Origin of the sequence: Embleya scabrispora (assembly GCF_002024165.1) — a bacterium.
GTDB classification, from domain to species: Bacteria; Actinomycetota; Actinomycetes; order Streptomycetales; family Streptomycetaceae; genus Embleya; species Embleya scabrispora_A.
The window spans coordinates 3,592,403-3,606,876 of record NZ_MWQN01000001.1 but is presented as its reverse complement, the minus strand read 5'-3'; the positions used below and the strand labels follow the sequence as shown (position 1 = coordinate 3,606,876).

16 protein-coding genes are annotated in these 14,474 nt (G+C 72.2%); 7 read left to right on the top strand and 9 right to left on the bottom strand.

Going from position 1 to position 14,474, the window contains the following annotated elements:
• The first annotated feature begins 52 nt into the window (after positions 1-52).
• Positions 53-472 carry a phage holin family protein gene (locus tag B4N89_RS16015; protein WP_078976502.1) on the top strand — a complete coding sequence of 140 codons (420 nt, stop codon included), beginning with the start codon at positions 53-55 and terminating at the stop codon, positions 470-472.
• Between the two features lie 76 nt (positions 473-548).
• Positions 549-1,469 (top strand): alpha/beta fold hydrolase, encoded by a 921-nt coding sequence (locus B4N89_RS16010; RefSeq protein WP_078976501.1) that lies wholly within the window; start codon positions 549-551, stop codon positions 1,467-1,469.
• A 428-nt stretch (positions 1,470-1,897) separates the two neighbouring features.
• Here B4N89_RS16010 and B4N89_RS16000 read toward each other — a convergent pair whose 3' ends face one another.
• The 3 genes from B4N89_RS16000 to nth form a co-directional block, all read right to left on the bottom strand.
• Positions 1,898-3,082 (bottom strand): MarP family serine protease, encoded by a 1,185-nt coding sequence (locus tag B4N89_RS16000; protein WP_078976499.1) that lies wholly within the window; start codon positions 3,080-3,082, stop codon positions 1,898-1,900.
• 498 nt (positions 3,083-3,580) lie between these two features.
• Positions 3,581-4,309, bottom strand: coding sequence for an NUDIX hydrolase (locus B4N89_RS15995; RefSeq protein ID WP_078976498.1), 729 nt, complete (start codon positions 4,307-4,309; stop codon positions 3,581-3,583).
• Positions 4,306-5,223 carry an endonuclease III gene (gene nth, locus B4N89_RS15990; RefSeq protein WP_414646369.1) on the bottom strand — a complete coding sequence of 306 codons (918 nt, stop codon included), beginning with the start codon at positions 5,221-5,223 and terminating at the stop codon, positions 4,306-4,308. Before nth ends, B4N89_RS15995 begins: the two co-directional genes overlap by 4 nt.
• A 217-nt stretch (positions 5,224-5,440) precedes the next feature.
• On the opposite strand from nth, the gene B4N89_RS15985 reads away from it, so the two are divergent.
• Positions 5,441-6,115, top strand: a complete 675-nt coding sequence (locus B4N89_RS15985; RefSeq protein ID WP_078976497.1) for a Crp/Fnr family transcriptional regulator — start codon at positions 5,441-5,443, stop codon at positions 6,113-6,115.
• Between the two features lie 67 nt (positions 6,116-6,182).
• Here the strand turns inward: B4N89_RS15985 and B4N89_RS15980 are convergent, their stop codons facing one another.
• The 5 genes from B4N89_RS15980 to B4N89_RS15965 form a co-directional block, all read right to left on the bottom strand.
• Positions 6,183-7,007, bottom strand: coding sequence for an MBL fold metallo-hydrolase (locus B4N89_RS15980; RefSeq protein WP_078979394.1), 825 nt, complete (start codon positions 7,005-7,007; stop codon positions 6,183-6,185).
• Positions 7,008-7,085: 78 nt separating this feature from the next.
• A complete protein-coding gene (locus B4N89_RS15975) occupies positions 7,086-7,961 on the bottom strand; it encodes an NUDIX hydrolase (protein WP_201260848.1) in 876 nt (291 codons plus the stop codon).
• Between the two features lie 124 nt (positions 7,962-8,085).
• Positions 8,086-8,553 (bottom strand): RidA family protein, encoded by a 468-nt coding sequence (locus B4N89_RS15970; protein WP_078976496.1) that lies wholly within the window; start codon positions 8,551-8,553, stop codon positions 8,086-8,088.
• Complete coding sequence (locus tag B4N89_RS50720) at positions 8,550-8,714, bottom strand: DUF4177 domain-containing protein (protein ID WP_170222226.1); 165 nt, start codon at positions 8,712-8,714, stop codon at positions 8,550-8,552. The genes B4N89_RS15970 and B4N89_RS50720 overlap by 4 nt, the downstream gene beginning before the upstream one ends.
• A gap of 11 nt (positions 8,715-8,725) precedes the next feature.
• A complete protein-coding gene (locus tag B4N89_RS15965; protein WP_078976495.1) occupies positions 8,726-9,178 on the bottom strand; it encodes an Lrp/AsnC family transcriptional regulator in 453 nt (150 codons plus the stop codon).
• A gap of 168 nt (positions 9,179-9,346) precedes the next feature.
• Here B4N89_RS15965 and B4N89_RS15960 point away from each other — a divergent pair, with 168 nt between their 5' ends.
• From B4N89_RS15960 to B4N89_RS15945, 4 genes are all read left to right on the top strand, one after another.
• Positions 9,347-10,210: a tryptophan 2,3-dioxygenase gene (locus B4N89_RS15960; protein ID WP_078976494.1), complete on the top strand. Its 864-nt coding sequence runs from the start codon at positions 9,347-9,349 to the stop codon at positions 10,208-10,210.
• A gap of 22 nt (positions 10,211-10,232) precedes the next feature.
• Entirely contained in the window at positions 10,233-11,528 is a 1,296-nt protein-coding gene (gene kynU / locus B4N89_RS15955) for a kynureninase (protein WP_078976493.1), read from the top strand.
• 148 nt (positions 11,529-11,676) lie between these two features.
• Positions 11,677-12,738: an ArsA-related P-loop ATPase gene (locus B4N89_RS15950; protein WP_268812511.1), complete on the top strand. Its 1,062-nt coding sequence runs from the start codon at positions 11,677-11,679 to the stop codon at positions 12,736-12,738.
• Positions 12,735-13,916 carry an ArsA family ATPase gene (locus B4N89_RS15945; protein ID WP_078976492.1) on the top strand — a complete coding sequence of 394 codons (1,182 nt, stop codon included), beginning with the start codon at positions 12,735-12,737 and terminating at the stop codon, positions 13,914-13,916. The genes B4N89_RS15950 and B4N89_RS15945 overlap by 4 nt, the downstream gene beginning before the upstream one ends.
• A gap of 214 nt (positions 13,917-14,130) precedes the next feature.
• Here the strand turns inward: B4N89_RS15945 and B4N89_RS15940 are convergent, their stop codons facing one another.
• Positions 14,131-14,445, bottom strand: coding sequence for a WhiB family transcriptional regulator (locus B4N89_RS15940; RefSeq protein WP_020554910.1), 315 nt, complete (start codon positions 14,443-14,445; stop codon positions 14,131-14,133).
• Positions 14,446-14,474: the final 29 nt, after the last annotated feature.

Genomic DNA, 14,474 nt, shown 5'->3' with positions numbered 1-14,474 from the left:
CAGCAGGGCATGATCGGGGTTCGGCTTATCCATACCGGTACGAGGAGTGACCATGGCAGGCACCGACAGGTCCCCGGCCCAGGACGTGCCCGTCGACGCACAGCGATCCCTCGGCGAGCTGTTCTCGTCCGCCAGCAAGGACATGTCCACCCTGGTGCGCAGCGAGATCGCGCTCGCCAAGAGCGAGGTCAAGGTCAGCGTGGTCAACGTCGCGAAGGGCGGCGGCGCGTTCGGCGCGGCGGCCTTCGTCGGCGTGTTCGCGTTCGTCTTCCTGAGCTTCGCGGTCGTGTACGGAATCCACGCCCTCGGACTGGGTGTGGCGTGGAGCTTCCTGATCGTCGGCGGCTTCTACCTGCTGCTCGCGGGCGCGCTCGGGTACTACGGGATCGCGTCGTTCAAGAAGGTCCGGCCGCCGGAGCGCACGATCACCACCACCCAGGACACGATCACCACGCTCAAGAACGTCGGCTGACCCCGCGGCGCGCCCGGGCCGGGGAAACCGGGCGCGGAAACAGGAGTGCGATCGCGAGTGTGCAACCCTGCTCGGCATGACGGTTCCCGAGAGCACCGTGGTCAACGTGGCCGGGCCCTGGACGCACCGCGACATCGCCGCCAACGGCGCGCGGTTCCACATCGCCGAGACGGGCGAGGGACCGGTCGTGCTGCTGCTGCACGGATTCCCGCAGTTCTGGTGGACCTGGCGGTACCAGATGCAGGCGTTGGCCCGGGCCGGCTACCGCGCGGTCGCGATGGACCTGCGCGGCTACGGCGGCAGCGACCGCACCCCGCGCGGCTACGATCCGATCACCCTGGCCCTGGACGTGACCGGGGTGATCCGCTCACTCGGCGAGCCGGACGCGATCGTGGTCGGCCACGACCTGGGCGCCTACCTGGGGTGGACCGCCGCGGTGTTGCGGCCCAAGGTGGTCCGCCGACTGGTCGCGGTGTCGATGCCGCACCCCCGGCGACTGCGCGGCGCGCTGCTGACGGACCGTCACCAGATGGCGGCGAGTTCGCACATCTTCGGTTTCCAGCGGCCGTGGGTGCCCGAGCGGCAACTGATCCGCGACGACGCGGCGATGGTGGGCGACATGCTGCGCGCGTGGTCGGCGCCGGGCCGGCCGGTCGACGAGTCGTTCACCCGCTATCGCCAGGCGATGCTGGTGCCGGGCACCGCGCACTGCGCGGCCGAGCACTACCGGTGGCTGATCCGCTCCATCCCGCGCCCGGACGGCATCCAGTACTCGGCCCGGATGAAGGCTCCCGTCGAGGTGCCCACGCTGCATCTGCACGGCGCCCTCGATCCGGTGATCCTGCCGCGCACGGCGGCCGGTTCCGGGCGCTACGTGGAGGCGCCGTACCGCTGGCGACTGCTGGACGGCGTCGGGCACTTCCCGCACGAGGAACAACCCGCGATGTTCACCGAGGAACTGCTGGGCTGGCTGAAGGATCCGGAACCCGAGCGTTGAAGTTCCGACAGCGCTTTCGGGTCTTCGTTGTGTGATCTCGATGGGCATATCCGACACTTCCGTACGGATCGCCCCGAGTCGGCTCGGGAATCGTTTCCGGCCCGGCGGGCGGCGCGATTACGCCGTCGGTGGCCCGGGTAGGCGACCCCGTATGAGCCGGACGTACAACGCTCCGAGCATGGCGGCGGGGGCCGGGGACACCCGGTCGGAGACGGCAGAGACCCTCATGGTTGAGATCCACACCACCGGTACCCAAGGGTTCGAGCACGAGCGAGGGGCGCCGGCCGGCGCGGTTGCCGAACGGGAGGATCATTTCCCGGGGCTGATGGGGATATTGCGCCGGCGAGCGCGCTGGTTGACGTTGCGTCTGCGCTTCCCGCGCTGACCCGTCACGGGCCCGCGTGGGCCGGCGGCCCGGCGGTTCGACGTCACATCGCGCAACTCTGCGTGTCCACGGGGCGGTCGGCGACCGCGCCCGCCTCGGCGTCCGCGCGGACCTCCTCGACGGTGAGCGCGTATCCGGTGGACTCGTCGTCGAGCGACTTGGCGAAGATCACCCCGGCGACCTTGCCGTTCGGCGAGATCAGCGGTCCGCCGGAGTTGCCCTGGCGGACCTTCGCGTAGAGCGAGTAGACGTCGCGACTGACCGTGCCGCGCTTGTAGATGTCCGGACCGCCGGCCTGGATCCGGGCCCGCACGCGCGCGGCCTCGACGTGGAAGGCGCCGTTCTCCGGGAAGCCCGCCACGATCGCGTCCGCGCCGCTCTCCACCTTGGGCTCGAACAGCAGTGGGGTGGCCTTGAGTCCGGGCACCTTGAGCACCGCGATGTCGCGCTTCCAGTCGTAGAGCACGACCTCCGCCTCGTACGCCCGGCCCTCGCCGCCGATCTGCACGGTCGGCTTGCGCACGCCGCCGACCACGTGCGCGTTGGTCATCACCCGCTGCGGCGCGTAGACGAAGCCGGAGCCCTCGATCACCTTGCCGCAACTCTTCGCGGTGCCGACGATCTTGACGATCTTGTCCTGGCTGTCCCGGACCGCGGGCATCGACAACAACTTGGGGTCCGGCGGCGGCACCTGCGGGATGTCCTCGCGCACGAACGGACTGAACACCTGCGGAAAGCCGTTGCGATCGAGCAGGTTGCCGAACGAGGAGAACCAGGTGTCCGCGCCCCGGGGCAACACCTTCTGCACGCCGCCGAGCACCTGGGACGAGCGCACCTCGCGCGAGACGGTGGGCATCGACGCGCCCGCGACGGAGGAGCCGATCAGCCACACCACGATCAACAGCGCGCACACGCTCACGATCGCGCCGCCGGCCGCGTCCACCAGGCGCGCCGGTCGCCAGGTGAGTTGGCGGCGCAGTCGGTTGCCGGCCGCGGTGGTCAACGCCTGGAGCGCGGTGGCCAGCACGAGCACGACGCAGATCGCCGCGATCGAGGGCCCGAGCCCCGGCTCGAACCGGTTCAGCAGCGAGGGCACCAGCCACATGCCGAACACGCCGCCGCCGATGAAGCCCAGGAACGAGAGCACGCCGACGATGAAGCCCTGCCGGTATCCGGAGATGGCGAAGGCCACCGCGGCGGCGAGCAGCAACAGGTCCAGGACATTCACGCGCTCACGTTCTCACGTGCGAGCCCGCGCTGTCCGCAGCCGTGCCGGTTCGTCGAACACCGGTGACACAGCCGTACGAACCCGCTGTTGACGCACCATCAGCCCACCCCCGCACAACGCGAACCCCCTGGCCACATCCCCACCCCAAACACCCCAACGCCCCCGCCGCGGCCACTCCCAGGCGCGTCAGCGCCCCCGACCCGGGCCACCCACGCGATCGACGCGCGCAGCGCGGAGAGCGGCGGGAGCCGCAAAGTTTGGGCCGGGTGACCCGGAGCGAAGCGGAGGAGCACCCGGCCCCGAGCGAGGGGCCGCTTTTTTCTCGGAGGAGCGAAGCGGGGGAGAGAAAAAAGTGGTCCCTCGCGAGCCGGCGCGAAGCGCCCAACAAGTCATCCCTCATGCTGGACCCGGTCCCCTCGCACGGCGCACAGCGCCCAACAAGTCACCCCCCAGGCTCGCACCCGGTCCCCTCGCGAGCCGGCGCAAGCGCCCAACAAGTCATCCCCCAGGCTCCGACGCAGTCTCCTCGTACGGATCGAAGCCGCGCCGCGCCAGTCGATCCTCGGCGTCGGACAGGGCGATCTCCCGCCGGGGGTCCCACGGCCGCTCCCACCCGGTGTGGTGCAGCACCCGGTCGATCAGCCCCGCGGTGAACCCCCAGACCACCAGGTCCTGCACCTCGAACGCCGGTCCCAGATGGCCGCCGGGATGCCGCAGCCGGACCCGGTTGGCCGGGTCGGCGAGTTCGGCGATGGACACCCGCAACACCCGCGCGACCTCCTCGGGCGCGCCCGGGGCCACCTCGCTCTCCCGGTGCCACCAGCCGAGCACGGGCGTGACCACGAAGTCGCTGACGGGGATGTACAGGTCGGGCAGTCGGCCGAAGATCCGCACCCCGGCGGGGTCGAGCCCGACCTCCTCCTGCGCCTCGCGCAGCGCGGTGCCCTCGGGCCCGTCGTCGCCCGGATCCACCGAGCCGCCGGGGAAGGCGGCCTGGCCCGCGTGTGAGCGCAGCGTCGCGGCACGCTGGAGCAGCAGCAGGTCGGGTCCTTCGGGGCCCTCGCCGAACAGGATCAGTACGGCGGAGCGCCGGCCGCCCTCGGCGGGCGGCAGGAAGCGGCTGAGTTGTTCGGGGGTGACCGTCCGGGCGGCGCGCGCCACCGGGCGCAGCCACTCCGGCAGATCGGCCTCGGCCCAGGTCTGGATCCCGGTCCCGGTCTGCGTCACCCGGCGTCCCCCTCGTCTTTCGGTGCCTTTGGTGCCCTTGGTGCCCTTGGTGCCTTTGGTGCATCCCGCGTCGGCTCGGCCTGCTCGACCGGCCTGCCCAGCACCGGTTCGGCCGGCGGCTTGAGCCGCTGGCCGGGCTGTCCGGCCATCTCGTACTTGAGCAGGGCCCGGGCCTTGATCGGGTCCGTCTCGCCCTCGCCGTAGGCCGGACACAGCGGCGCGATCGGGCAGGCCCCGCAGGCGGGCCGGCGGGCGTGGCACACCCGGCGGCCGTGGAAGATCACCCGGTGCGAGAGCAGGGTCAGGTCGCGGCGCGGGAAGAGCGCGCCGACCTCCGTCTCGATCCGGACCGGATCGTCGTCGGTGGTCCACCCGAAGCGGCGGGCCAGTCGCCCGAAGTGGGTGTCGACGGTGATCCCGGGGACGTCGAAGACCTCGCCCAGCACCACGTTGGCGGTCTTGCGGCCGACCCCCGGCAGGGTGACGAGGTCGGCGAGCCGGCCAGGCACCTCGCCGGCGTAGCGGTCCAGGATCGCCTGGGCCAGGCCCTGTAGCGAGCGGGTCTTGGCCCGGAAGAACCCGGTCGGCTGAATGATCGACTCCAGCTCCGCGGGCTCCGCCGCGGCGATGGCGGCGGCGTCGGGGAAGCGGGCGAACAGCGCCGGGGTGACCGTGTTGACCCGGCGGTCGGTGGTCTGCGCGGACAACACCACGGCGACCAGCAGTTGGAACGCGTCGCCGTAGTCGAGTTCGCAGTGTGCGCCCGGGTATATCTCGCCCAGCTCGCGGTTGATCCGGCGCGCACGGCGCACCAGGGCCAGGCGGGACTCGCCCTTCCCGGCTTTCGCGGCTTTCACGACCTTCGCGGTGCCTCGCGACCTGCGCGGCGCGGGCTCCGTCTCGTTGCTCGACACCCGGCCAGAGTACGCAGATGCGCGGGCACTACGGTCGAGCAGTCCGCACACGCTCGATCACAGGAGCGACATGTCCGGTTACTGTGGATCCGCCCGTTCGTGATCCAGGCCACCCCGCGTGATGATTGCGGGTACCGGTGCGTCAGACTGTGACCGATCGCACTGTTTGACCGTCCGGCTTCATTGGTGTCGACCAGGCCGGCCTAGGAGGAACCTCGTGGACGACGTTTTGCAGCGGGCTCCGCTGTTCGCGGCGCTCGAAGATGAGGACGCCGCCGAGCTGCGGGCCTCCATGACGGAGGTCGGGCTCGAGCGCGGGGACTCGCTCTTCCACGAAGGTGACCCGGGCGACCGGCTTTACGTGGTGATCGAGGGCAAGATCAAGCTGCACCGCAGCTCCAACGACGGCCGGGAGAACATGCTCGCGGTGCTCGGCCCGGGCGAGATGTTCGGCGAGTTGTCGCTGTTCGATCCCGGACCGCGTACCGCGACCGCGACCGCGCTGACCGACGTGCGGCTGCTCGGCCTGGGCCACTCCGACCTGCAGCCGTGGCTGACCGGTCGGCCCAAGGTCGCCGCGGCGCTGCTGCGGGCGATAGCCCGTCGGCTCCGGCGGACCAACGAGAGCCTGGGCGACCTGGTCTTCTCCGACGTGCCCGGCCGGGTGGCCAAGGCGCTGCTCGACCTGTCCCGCCGGTTCGGCGTGCCGGCCGACGAGGGCATCCACGTGGCGCACGACCTCACCCAGGAGGAGCTGGCCCAGCTGGTCGGCGCCTCGCGGGAGACGGTCAACAAGGCGCTGGCCGACTTCGCGAGCCGGGGTTGGCTGCGGCTGGAGGCGCGTGCGGTGGTCCTGATGGACGTCGAGCGGTTGTCGCGCCGCTCGCGGTAGCACTTCGACACATCGACCGTGGGCCCGCCGTCGGCGGGCCCACGGTCGTGTTCGGGCGGCGGCGCGCTCAGGCGTCGGCGCGCTCGGCCAGGTACTCCAATTGGGCGCGGACCGACATCTCGGCGGCCCACCACACGTCCCGGTCCACGTCGGCGTAGACCCGCCGGACGACCTCCTCCGCGGTGGTGTCGCCCGCGGCGACCGCGGCCTCGACCTGGGCCAGCCGGGCCGCCCGGTGCGCCAGGTAGAAGTCGAGCACGCCGGCCGCGTCGTCCAGGATCGGGCCGTGCGCGGGCAGTACGGCGGTGATCTCGCCGGATTCGGCCAGCGCGCGCAGCCGGCGCAGCGAGTCCAGGTAGTCGCCCAGGCGGCCGTCGGGATGCGCGACCACCGTGGTGCCGCGGCCGAGCACGGTGTCGCCGGTGATCACGAACCGGTCCTGGGCCACCACGAAGCACACCGAGTCACCCGAATGGCCGGGTGTGACCAGCACGCGCAGGTCGAGCCCGCCGTCGTCGATCACCTGGCCGTCGGTCAGGCCCTCGCCGCCGTAGCGCCACTGCGGGTCGACCGAGTGCACCACCGCGTTGGTGAGCGCCTTCAGGCCCGCCACGCCCGCCGAGTGGTCGGGGTGGCCGTGGGTGAGCAGGATCCGGCCCACCCGGCGGCCCTCGGCCTCGACCGCGGCGACGATCGCGCGCAGATGGCCCTCGTCGTCGGGGCCCGGATCGATCACCACGGCGGTGTCCGCGCCGGGCTCGGCCACGATCCAGGTGTTGGTGCCGTCGAGCGACATCGCACTCGGGTTGGGCGCCAGCAGACAGGTCACCCGCGCGCTCGCGGGTCCGCCGATGCCGGCGCGGGGGTTGCCCGGCAGGGGCTGTGCGTTCATGGTCGCCATCCTGTACCTCGGGTGCCCGGGACCGAACGGTGGATCGTTGCGAATCGGCCCCCGGGGCGCCGACGCGGCTCAGCGCAGACCGAACGGGTCCGCGATGCCGGGCCATTCGAGCACGAGGCGGTCCCCGTCGAAACGTCCCCGCGCCATGATCGGGCTGATCTCGCGGTCCGCGGCGGCGGCCAGCGCCGCGGCGGGGTCGGCGAGTTCGGCCAGGTGGCGCAGCGTGTCGATGGTGGGGGGCAACATCGCCATCTCCTGCGCACGATGTTGGGCCAGCGCGTCGGCGGGGCGGGCCCAGGTGACCCGGTCCGCCTCGCCCGAGACGTCGCGGGTGCGTTGTCCGGCGGGCAGCGCCGCGACGAAGAACCACGTGTCGTAGCGCCGATCCTCGAATTCGGGGGTGATCCAGCGCGCCCACGCGCCGAGCAGGTCGGAGCGCAGCACCAGGTCGCGGCCGGCCAGGAACTCGGTGAAGGTGCGCTCGCGGGCCACCAGCGCGGCGCGGTCGGCCTCCCAGTCGGCGCCGGTGGTGTCCGAGACCACGGTGCCGGGGTCGGGCCCGGCGAGCAGCACGCCGGATTCCTCGAAGGTCTCCCGGACCGCCGCGCAGACGATCGCGCGGGCCTCGGCGACCGTGGTGCCCAGCCGTTCGGCCCACTCGGCGGGTTCGGGTCCGGCCCAGGCGGGCGAGGAGTCCGCGTCACGGGGGTCGACCCCGCCGCCGGGGAAGGCGTACATCCCGGCCGCGAACTTCATCGTGGTGTGCCGGCGCAGCAGATAGGCCTCGGCCCCTCGGGGGCGCTCGCGCAGCAGCACCACGGTCGCCGCGCGGCGCGGGGGCACCGGTTCGGCCTCGCCGGCGATAATCGCGCGGGCCCGCTCGACCCAGGACGCGGGCATGCCCGCCTGGGCGTTTCCGGCTTGCGTGCTCCCCGTTTCGGCCATGCGCCGGATCGTACGCCTGACCGAGTCAAGTTCCATCCCTGACCCCCTGAAACCGAGCGGACCCGCCCCTTTCGGGTGCGGGTCCGCTCCGCGCGCCTCTCGGCATGGGCGTGCGCCGTTCGGGTCAGACCACCTCGACGAGGATCTCCACCTCGACCGGGGCGTCGAGCGGCAGCACCGCCACGCCGACCGCGCTGCGCGCGTGCCGACCCGCCTCGCCGAAGACCTCGCCGAGCAGTTCGCTGGCGCCGTTGATCACGCCGGGCTGCCCGGTGAAGTCGGGGGCGCTGGCCACGAAGCCGACCACCTTGACCACCCGGCGTACCAGCGCGAGGTCGCCGAGTTCGGCCTTGACCGCCGCGAGCGCGTTGAGCGCGCACTGCCGCGCGAGCTCCTTCGCCTCCTCGGCGGTGACCTCGGCGCCGACCTTGCCGGTCGCCGGCAGCTTGCCCTCGATCATCGGCAACTGGCCGGAGGTGTGGATGTAGTTGCCGGTGCGGATCGCGGGCACGTAGGCCGCGACCGGGGGCACCACGCCGGGCAGCGTCAGGCCCAGGTCGATGATGCGCTGTTCGGGGTGTACCTCGCTCACGCCGCCACCTGCTTCGCCCGCTTCATGTAGGCCACCAGGCTCTCCGGGTTCGGACCCGGCACCACCTGGACGAGTTCCCAGCCGTCGTCGCCCCAGTTGTCCAGAATCTGCTTGGTCGCGTGCACCAGCAGGGGGACGGTCACGTATTCCCACTTCGTCATGGGTCCAGACTTTAGACCGACACCTCCGGCGGTTCGACGGGGCGCCACGCCACCGGCGAGGACAACACCATCGTGCTGGAGGGTTTGCCGTGCTCGGCGAGCCGGTCGATGAGCACCTGGAAGTCGGCCATGGTGGCGACCGCGACCATCAGCAGGCAACACGCGTCGCCGGTGACCCGGTGCACCTGGAGCACCTCGGGCCATTCGCGCACCGTGTCCGCGTCGCGGCGCAGCAGACAGCCCGGGCCGTAGCAGTTCATCCGGACCAGGGCGACCACGCCGCGGCCGGCCGCGGCCGGGTCCACGTGCGCGTGATAGCCGGTGATCACGCCGCTGTGTTCGAGCCGGCGCACCCGGGTGGCCACCGCCGGCGCGGAGAGGTTGATCCGCCGGGACAGTTCGTTGAGCGAGGTCCGGGCGTCGCGTTGCAGTTCGGCGAGCAGTCTGCGGTCGATCGCGTCCATGTTCGCCCTCCGTTCACGATCGTGAGGGTATGCCGTCCGACACGTTGCGAGCGTAAACCGAATCCGCCGTTCCGAGGTTCGACACCCATTCCCAACCGAGCCGTCGCACGATTGCATGTGGGCACTCCCCGACCGGCCCCCGGCGGGCCCGGCGTGAGAGGTGGACGTATGGCGGTCGGCGCACCGACGCCCCGGAGCGAACCGGCGCACGGCGTCCACCCGCCGGACGCGCGGCGACCCGACGCGATCCCCTACGCGGACTACGTGCGGCTCGAGAGCCTGCTGTCCCTCCAGCGCACCCGCACCGACGTGCCCGCCGAGATGTCGTTCCTGATCGCGTCCCAGGTGATGGAACTTTTGTTCGCACTGCTGCGGCACGAGTGGACGATCGCGGGCGAGCGGCTCGACGCCGACGACGTGGCGGGCGCGACCGACACGCTGCGGCGCAGCGTGCGCGAGTTGGACGTGCTGGTGTCCACGTGGGACCTGCTCGCCACGCTCACCCCCGGCGAGTTCGGCGCGTTCCGCGAGGAGCTGGGCGAGGCGTCCGGCTTCCAGTCGTACCTGTACCGGCACCTGGAGTTCCTGCTCGGGATCAAGCGCGCGGGAGTGCTGCGGGGCTACGTGGGCGCCCCGGACGTGCACGCGGAGCTGGATCGGGCGTTGCGGGCGCCGAGCCTGTACGACCACGCGCTCGACCTGCTCGCCCGCCGTGGCCTGCGCAAGGCCGCGAGCGGGCGGCCCGACCCGAGCCGGCCCTACGCGCCGACGGAGGACGTGGAACGCGCGTGGGCGGACGCCTACACCGACGGGGTGCACGATCTGGTCGCCCTCGGCGAGGTGTTGACCGACATCTCCGAGCGCTGGACCCGCTGGCGCGAGCGACACCTGGCCGCCACACTGCGAGCGCTGGGGAATCGACCGGGAACGGGCGGTTCGACCGGCGCTTCTTGGTTGGAACAGACCGTACGCGTGCGTGTTTTTCCCGAGTTGTGGACCATGCGCACCTTGGTCGAACCATCGAAGTCCTGATTCATCGAAAGACTGGTGGAGCATGTCGGATTCCTTGTTGAACGCGGTCGCCGACGATTCGTCGGACCAACGCTCGACCTCCGGCCTCGCGGCCGGGCGGAGCACCACCGCGGCCGGCCTCGACGCCGCCGATCCGCTGGCGCACGTGCGCGAGCGGTTCCTGCTGCCGGAGGGCGTGATCTACCTCGACGGCAACTCGCTCGGCGCACTGCCCGCCGGCGTGCCCGAGGCGCTGCGAGACGCGGTGCACCGGCAGTGGGGCACGGACCTGATCCGTTCCTGGAACGCCAACGACTGGTGGGGCGCGCCCGCGCGGATCGGCGACCGGATCGGCGCGCTGATCGGCGCCGCGCCCGGCCGGGTGGTCTGCGGCGACTCGACGTCGATACAGATCTTCAACGCGATCGCGGGCGCGCTGCGGCTGCGCCCGGGGCGCCGCGTGGTGCTGGCCGACCCGGACAGCTTCCCGACCGACCTCTACCTGGCCGACTCGATCGCCGGCCTGCTCGGTGCCGAGGTGCGCCGGGTGCCGGTCGGTGAGGCGGCCGAGGTGTTGCGCGCGGACGGCGACACGATCGCGGTGATCGCGTACAACCACGTCGACTACCGCAGCGGTGAATTGCGCGACCTGCCCGGCCTGACCGCCGCCGCGCACGCCGCCGGCGCGTTGGCCCTGTGGGACCTGTGCCACTCCGCGGGCGCGTTCCCGATCGACCTGGACGCGCACGAGGTGGACCTCGCGGTGGGGTGCGGCTACAAGTACCTGTCCGGTGGACCCGGCGCGCCGGCGTTCGTCTACGTCGCCGAGCGGCACATCGCCGCGTTCGAGCCCGCGCTGACCGGCTGGCACGGGCACGCGAACCCGTTCGGCATGGAGGCCGGCTACGCCCCGGCGCCCGGCATCGAGCGGGCCCGGATCGGCACGCCACCGCTGTTGTCCATGCTCGCCCTGGAGGCCGCGCTCGACGCCTACGACGGGGTGTCCATGGCCGAGGTGCGGGCCAAGGGCCTGGCGCTGACCGACCTGTTCATCGCCTGCGTGGACGACTTGGGCCTGGAGACGCTGACCCCGACCGAGCACGCCCGGCGCGGTAGCCAGGTCGCGGTGCGCCACCCCGAGGCGCACGCGGTGATGGCGGCGCTGATCGACCGGGGGGTGATCGGCGACGTGCGACCGCCGGACGTGCTGCGCTTCGGCTTCAACCCGCTCTACATCGGACACGCCGACGTGGTCGAGGCCGCGCGGGTGCTCGGAGACATCCTGGAGACGGGGGCGTACAAGGACGCGCGCTACGCCGTTCGGTCGACGGTGACGTGACGCGGGTCACCCCGGGGGGATCACCTCCGACCGGGCGGGGAGCGGGTGGTTAGGCTCGACTCGTGAGTTTGGGTGCGAGGTCACACGGGTCCGGCGGTTGCACGCGTGCGGCCGAATGGCGCAAGCCTTCGAGGGCAGGGATCCGGGCATGCCGCCGCCCCGAGCCGAGCGCGCCGTCCCGTCCCGCCGGGCGGCTGCCGTGACGACGTGGCCGGCGGGCGCACGCACGACCGACGGCGACGCCGATTGGGAGGGCGTGCGCCTGCACGTGGTCAGCGGCAAGGGCGGGACCGGCAAGACCACCGTGGCCGCCGCCCTCGCCCTGGCACTGGCCACCGGCGGGCGGCGCACGCTGCTGGTGGAGGTCGAGGGTCGGCAGGGCATCGCGCAGCTCTTCGACTGTCCGCATCTGCCCTACGAGGACCGCCGGATCGCGGTCGCCCCGGGGGGTGGCGAGGTGTACGCGCTCGCCATCGACCCGGAGGAGGCGTTGCTCGAATACCTCGACATGTTCTACCACCTGGGTCGGGCCGGTAAGGGCCTGAAGAAGCTGGGCGCGATCGACTTCGCCACCACCATCGCGCCCGGTCTGCGCGACGTGCTGCTGACCGGGAAGGCGTGCGAGTCGGCCCGGCGGCGGGTGCAGGGGGCGTTCGCCTACGACGCGGTGGTGATGGACGCGCCGCCGACCGGGCGCATCGCGCGGTTCCTCAACGTCAACACCGAGGTGGCCGGGCTGGCCCGGTTCGGCCCGATCCACACCCAGGCCGAGGCGGTGATGGGGGTGATCCGCTCGGCGCAGACCGCGGTGCACCTGGTGACCCTGCTCGAGGAGATGCCGGTCCAGGAGACCGTGGACGGTGTCGCCGAACTGCGCGCGTCGGGCCTGCCCACCGGCGGGGTGGTGATCAACATGGCCCGCCCGCCGCTCCAGGCCGAGGACGAGAGCGACACCGGCCGGCGGCTGACGCCCGAACTGCTCGAGGCCGGGCTGCTCGCCGGCGGGATCAAGCCCACCCGGCCGCTGGTCGCCTCGCTGCTCGGCGAGGCCGACGAGCACGCGAGCCGGATCGAGTTGGAGAGCACCGGCCGGGCCCTGGTCCGCGGCCTGGATCTGCCGGTCTACGAACTGCCGCTGCTGGCCGACGGAATGGATCTGGGCGGTCTGTACCGCCTCGCCGAAGCGCTGCGCGAGCAGGGGATGGCATGAACAGGCTGGAGATCGACGCGCTGCTCGACGACCCGGGCACCCGCATCCTGGTGTGCTGCGGCTCGGGCGGCGTGGGCAAGACCACCACGGCCGCGGCGCTCGGGCTGCGCGCGGCCGAACGTGGTCGCGACGTCGTGGTGCTGACCATCGACCCGGCGCGCCGACTCGCCCAGTCGATGGGGCTGACCGAGTTGGACAACACGCCCCGCCGGGTCGTCGACGTCGACGAGACCAAGGGCGGCAGCCTGCACGCGATGATGCTCGACATGAAGCGCACGTTCGACGAGATCGTCGAACAACACGCCGACCCCGAGCGCGCGCGGCAGATCCTCGACAACCCCTTCTACCAGTCGTTGTCCTCCAGCTTCGCCGGCACGCAGGAATACATGGCGATGGAGAAGCTGGGCCAGTTGCACGCGACCGGCGAGTGGGACCTGATCGTGGTGGACACCCCGCCGAGTCGCTCCGCCCTCGACTTCCTGGACGCCCCCCAGCGGCTGGGCTCGTTCCTGGACGGCCGGCTGATCCGGATACTGTCCGCCCCCGCCAAGGTCGGCGGACGCGGCGCGCTGAAGTTCCTGTCGGCGGGCATGGGCATGATGACCGGCGCGCTGAGCAAGGTGGTCGGCACCCACCTGCTGACCGACATCCAGACCTTCGTGGCGGCGCTCGACACCACCTTCGGCGGTTTCCGCAAGCGGGCCGACGCGACGTACCGGCTGCTCCAGGCGCGGGGCACCTCGTTCCTGGTGGTCGCCGCGCCGGAGAAGGACGCGCTGCGTGAAGCCGCGTACTTCGTCGACCGGCTCGGCACCGAGCGCATGCCGTTGGCCGGTCTGGTGCTCAACCGGGTGCACGCCACGAGCGCGGGGCGGCTGTCCGCGGAGCGGAGCCTGGCGGCGGCCGAGTCGCTGACCGAGCGGGCCGACGATCTCGGCGACCCCGGTAGCGGGGAATCGGCCGACGACGCGCCGCAACCCGCCGATCTGCGGCTGGTCGCGGGGCTGCTCACGCTGCACGCCGAGCGGCTGCGGGTGATCGACCGCGAGGAGCGCATGCGGACCCGCTTCACGTCGATCCACCCCGAGGTACGGGTGACCGAGGTCCCGGCACTGCCCGGGGACGTGCACGACCTGGCGGGTCTGCGCGTCATCGGCGAGAGCCTGGGCTCCGGCTGACCTCGCGGCCGGGCCGGACCCGCGGGCCCGGGTGATCCGGGCCGCGGTGACCCACCGCCCGACGTCTCGTCACCACCCCGCCGGGGCCCGGGCCTGACTCCCGGCCCCGGCGGGCGGTGACGTTCGCGCGCGATGGCGTTGCGGATGCGGCGGTGTTCGAGGGTGCCGACCCCGGGTCGTCCACACGTGTTGCGCCACGTGTGCCGACACGTGTTCAGCCGGCGACCCGGAACTCCTCGTCTCCGTGGATGTCGCGCTCGTACTCCTCGCGCGCGGTCTCCAGCAGCCGACGCCACGAGGTGATCATCGGCCGGCGGCGCAGCAGCGCGCGCCGCTCCCGCTCGGTCATGCCGCCCCAGACGCCGAACTCCACCCGGTTGTCCAGCGCGTCGGCCAGGCACTCGGTGCGGACCGGACATCCGGTGCACACCGCCTTGGCGCGGTTCTGCGCCGCCCCCTGCACGAACAGCTCATCCGGATCGGTACTCCGGCAGGCGGCCTGCGTGCTCCAGTCGGTAACCCAGCTCATGCTGGTGCCGTCCTCTCCCGATTTTCGAG

Excerpts from the sequence above, each read along its gene's own strand:
- B4N89_RS15965 (WP_078976495.1), bottom strand. The coding sequence starts at position 9,178 with ATGGACGCGATCGACCGCAGACTGCTCGCCGAACTGCAACGCGACGCC.
- B4N89_RS16010 (WP_078976501.1), top strand. The coding sequence starts at position 549 with ATGACGGTTCCCGAGAGCACCGTGGTCAACGTGGCCGGGCCCTGGACG.
- B4N89_RS15940 (WP_020554910.1), bottom strand. The coding sequence starts at position 14,445 with ATGAGCTGGGTTACCGACTGGAGCACGCAGGCCGCCTGCCGGAGTACC.
- B4N89_RS15960 (WP_078976494.1), top strand. The coding sequence starts at position 9,347 with ATGGCGGTCGGCGCACCGACGCCCCGGAGCGAACCGGCGCACGGCGTC.
- B4N89_RS15950 (WP_268812511.1), top strand. The coding sequence starts at position 11,677 with ATGCCGCCGCCCCGAGCCGAGCGCGCCGTCCCGTCCCGCCGGGCGGCT.
- B4N89_RS16015 (WP_078976502.1), top strand. The coding sequence starts at position 53 with ATGGCAGGCACCGACAGGTCCCCGGCCCAGGACGTGCCCGTCGACGCA.
- B4N89_RS50720 (WP_170222226.1), bottom strand. The coding sequence starts at position 8,714 with ATGACGAAGTGGGAATACGTGACCGTCCCCCTGCTGGTGCACGCGACC.
- B4N89_RS15975 (WP_201260848.1), bottom strand. The coding sequence starts at position 7,961 with ATGGCCGAAACGGGGAGCACGCAAGCCGGAAACGCCCAGGCGGGCATG.
- B4N89_RS15945 (WP_078976492.1), top strand. The coding sequence starts at position 12,735 with ATGAACAGGCTGGAGATCGACGCGCTGCTCGACGACCCGGGCACCCGC.
- B4N89_RS15980 (WP_078979394.1), bottom strand. The coding sequence starts at position 7,007 with ATGAACGCACAGCCCCTGCCGGGCAACCCCCGCGCCGGCATCGGCGGA.
- kynU (WP_078976493.1), top strand. The coding sequence starts at position 10,233 with ATGTCGGATTCCTTGTTGAACGCGGTCGCCGACGATTCGTCGGACCAA.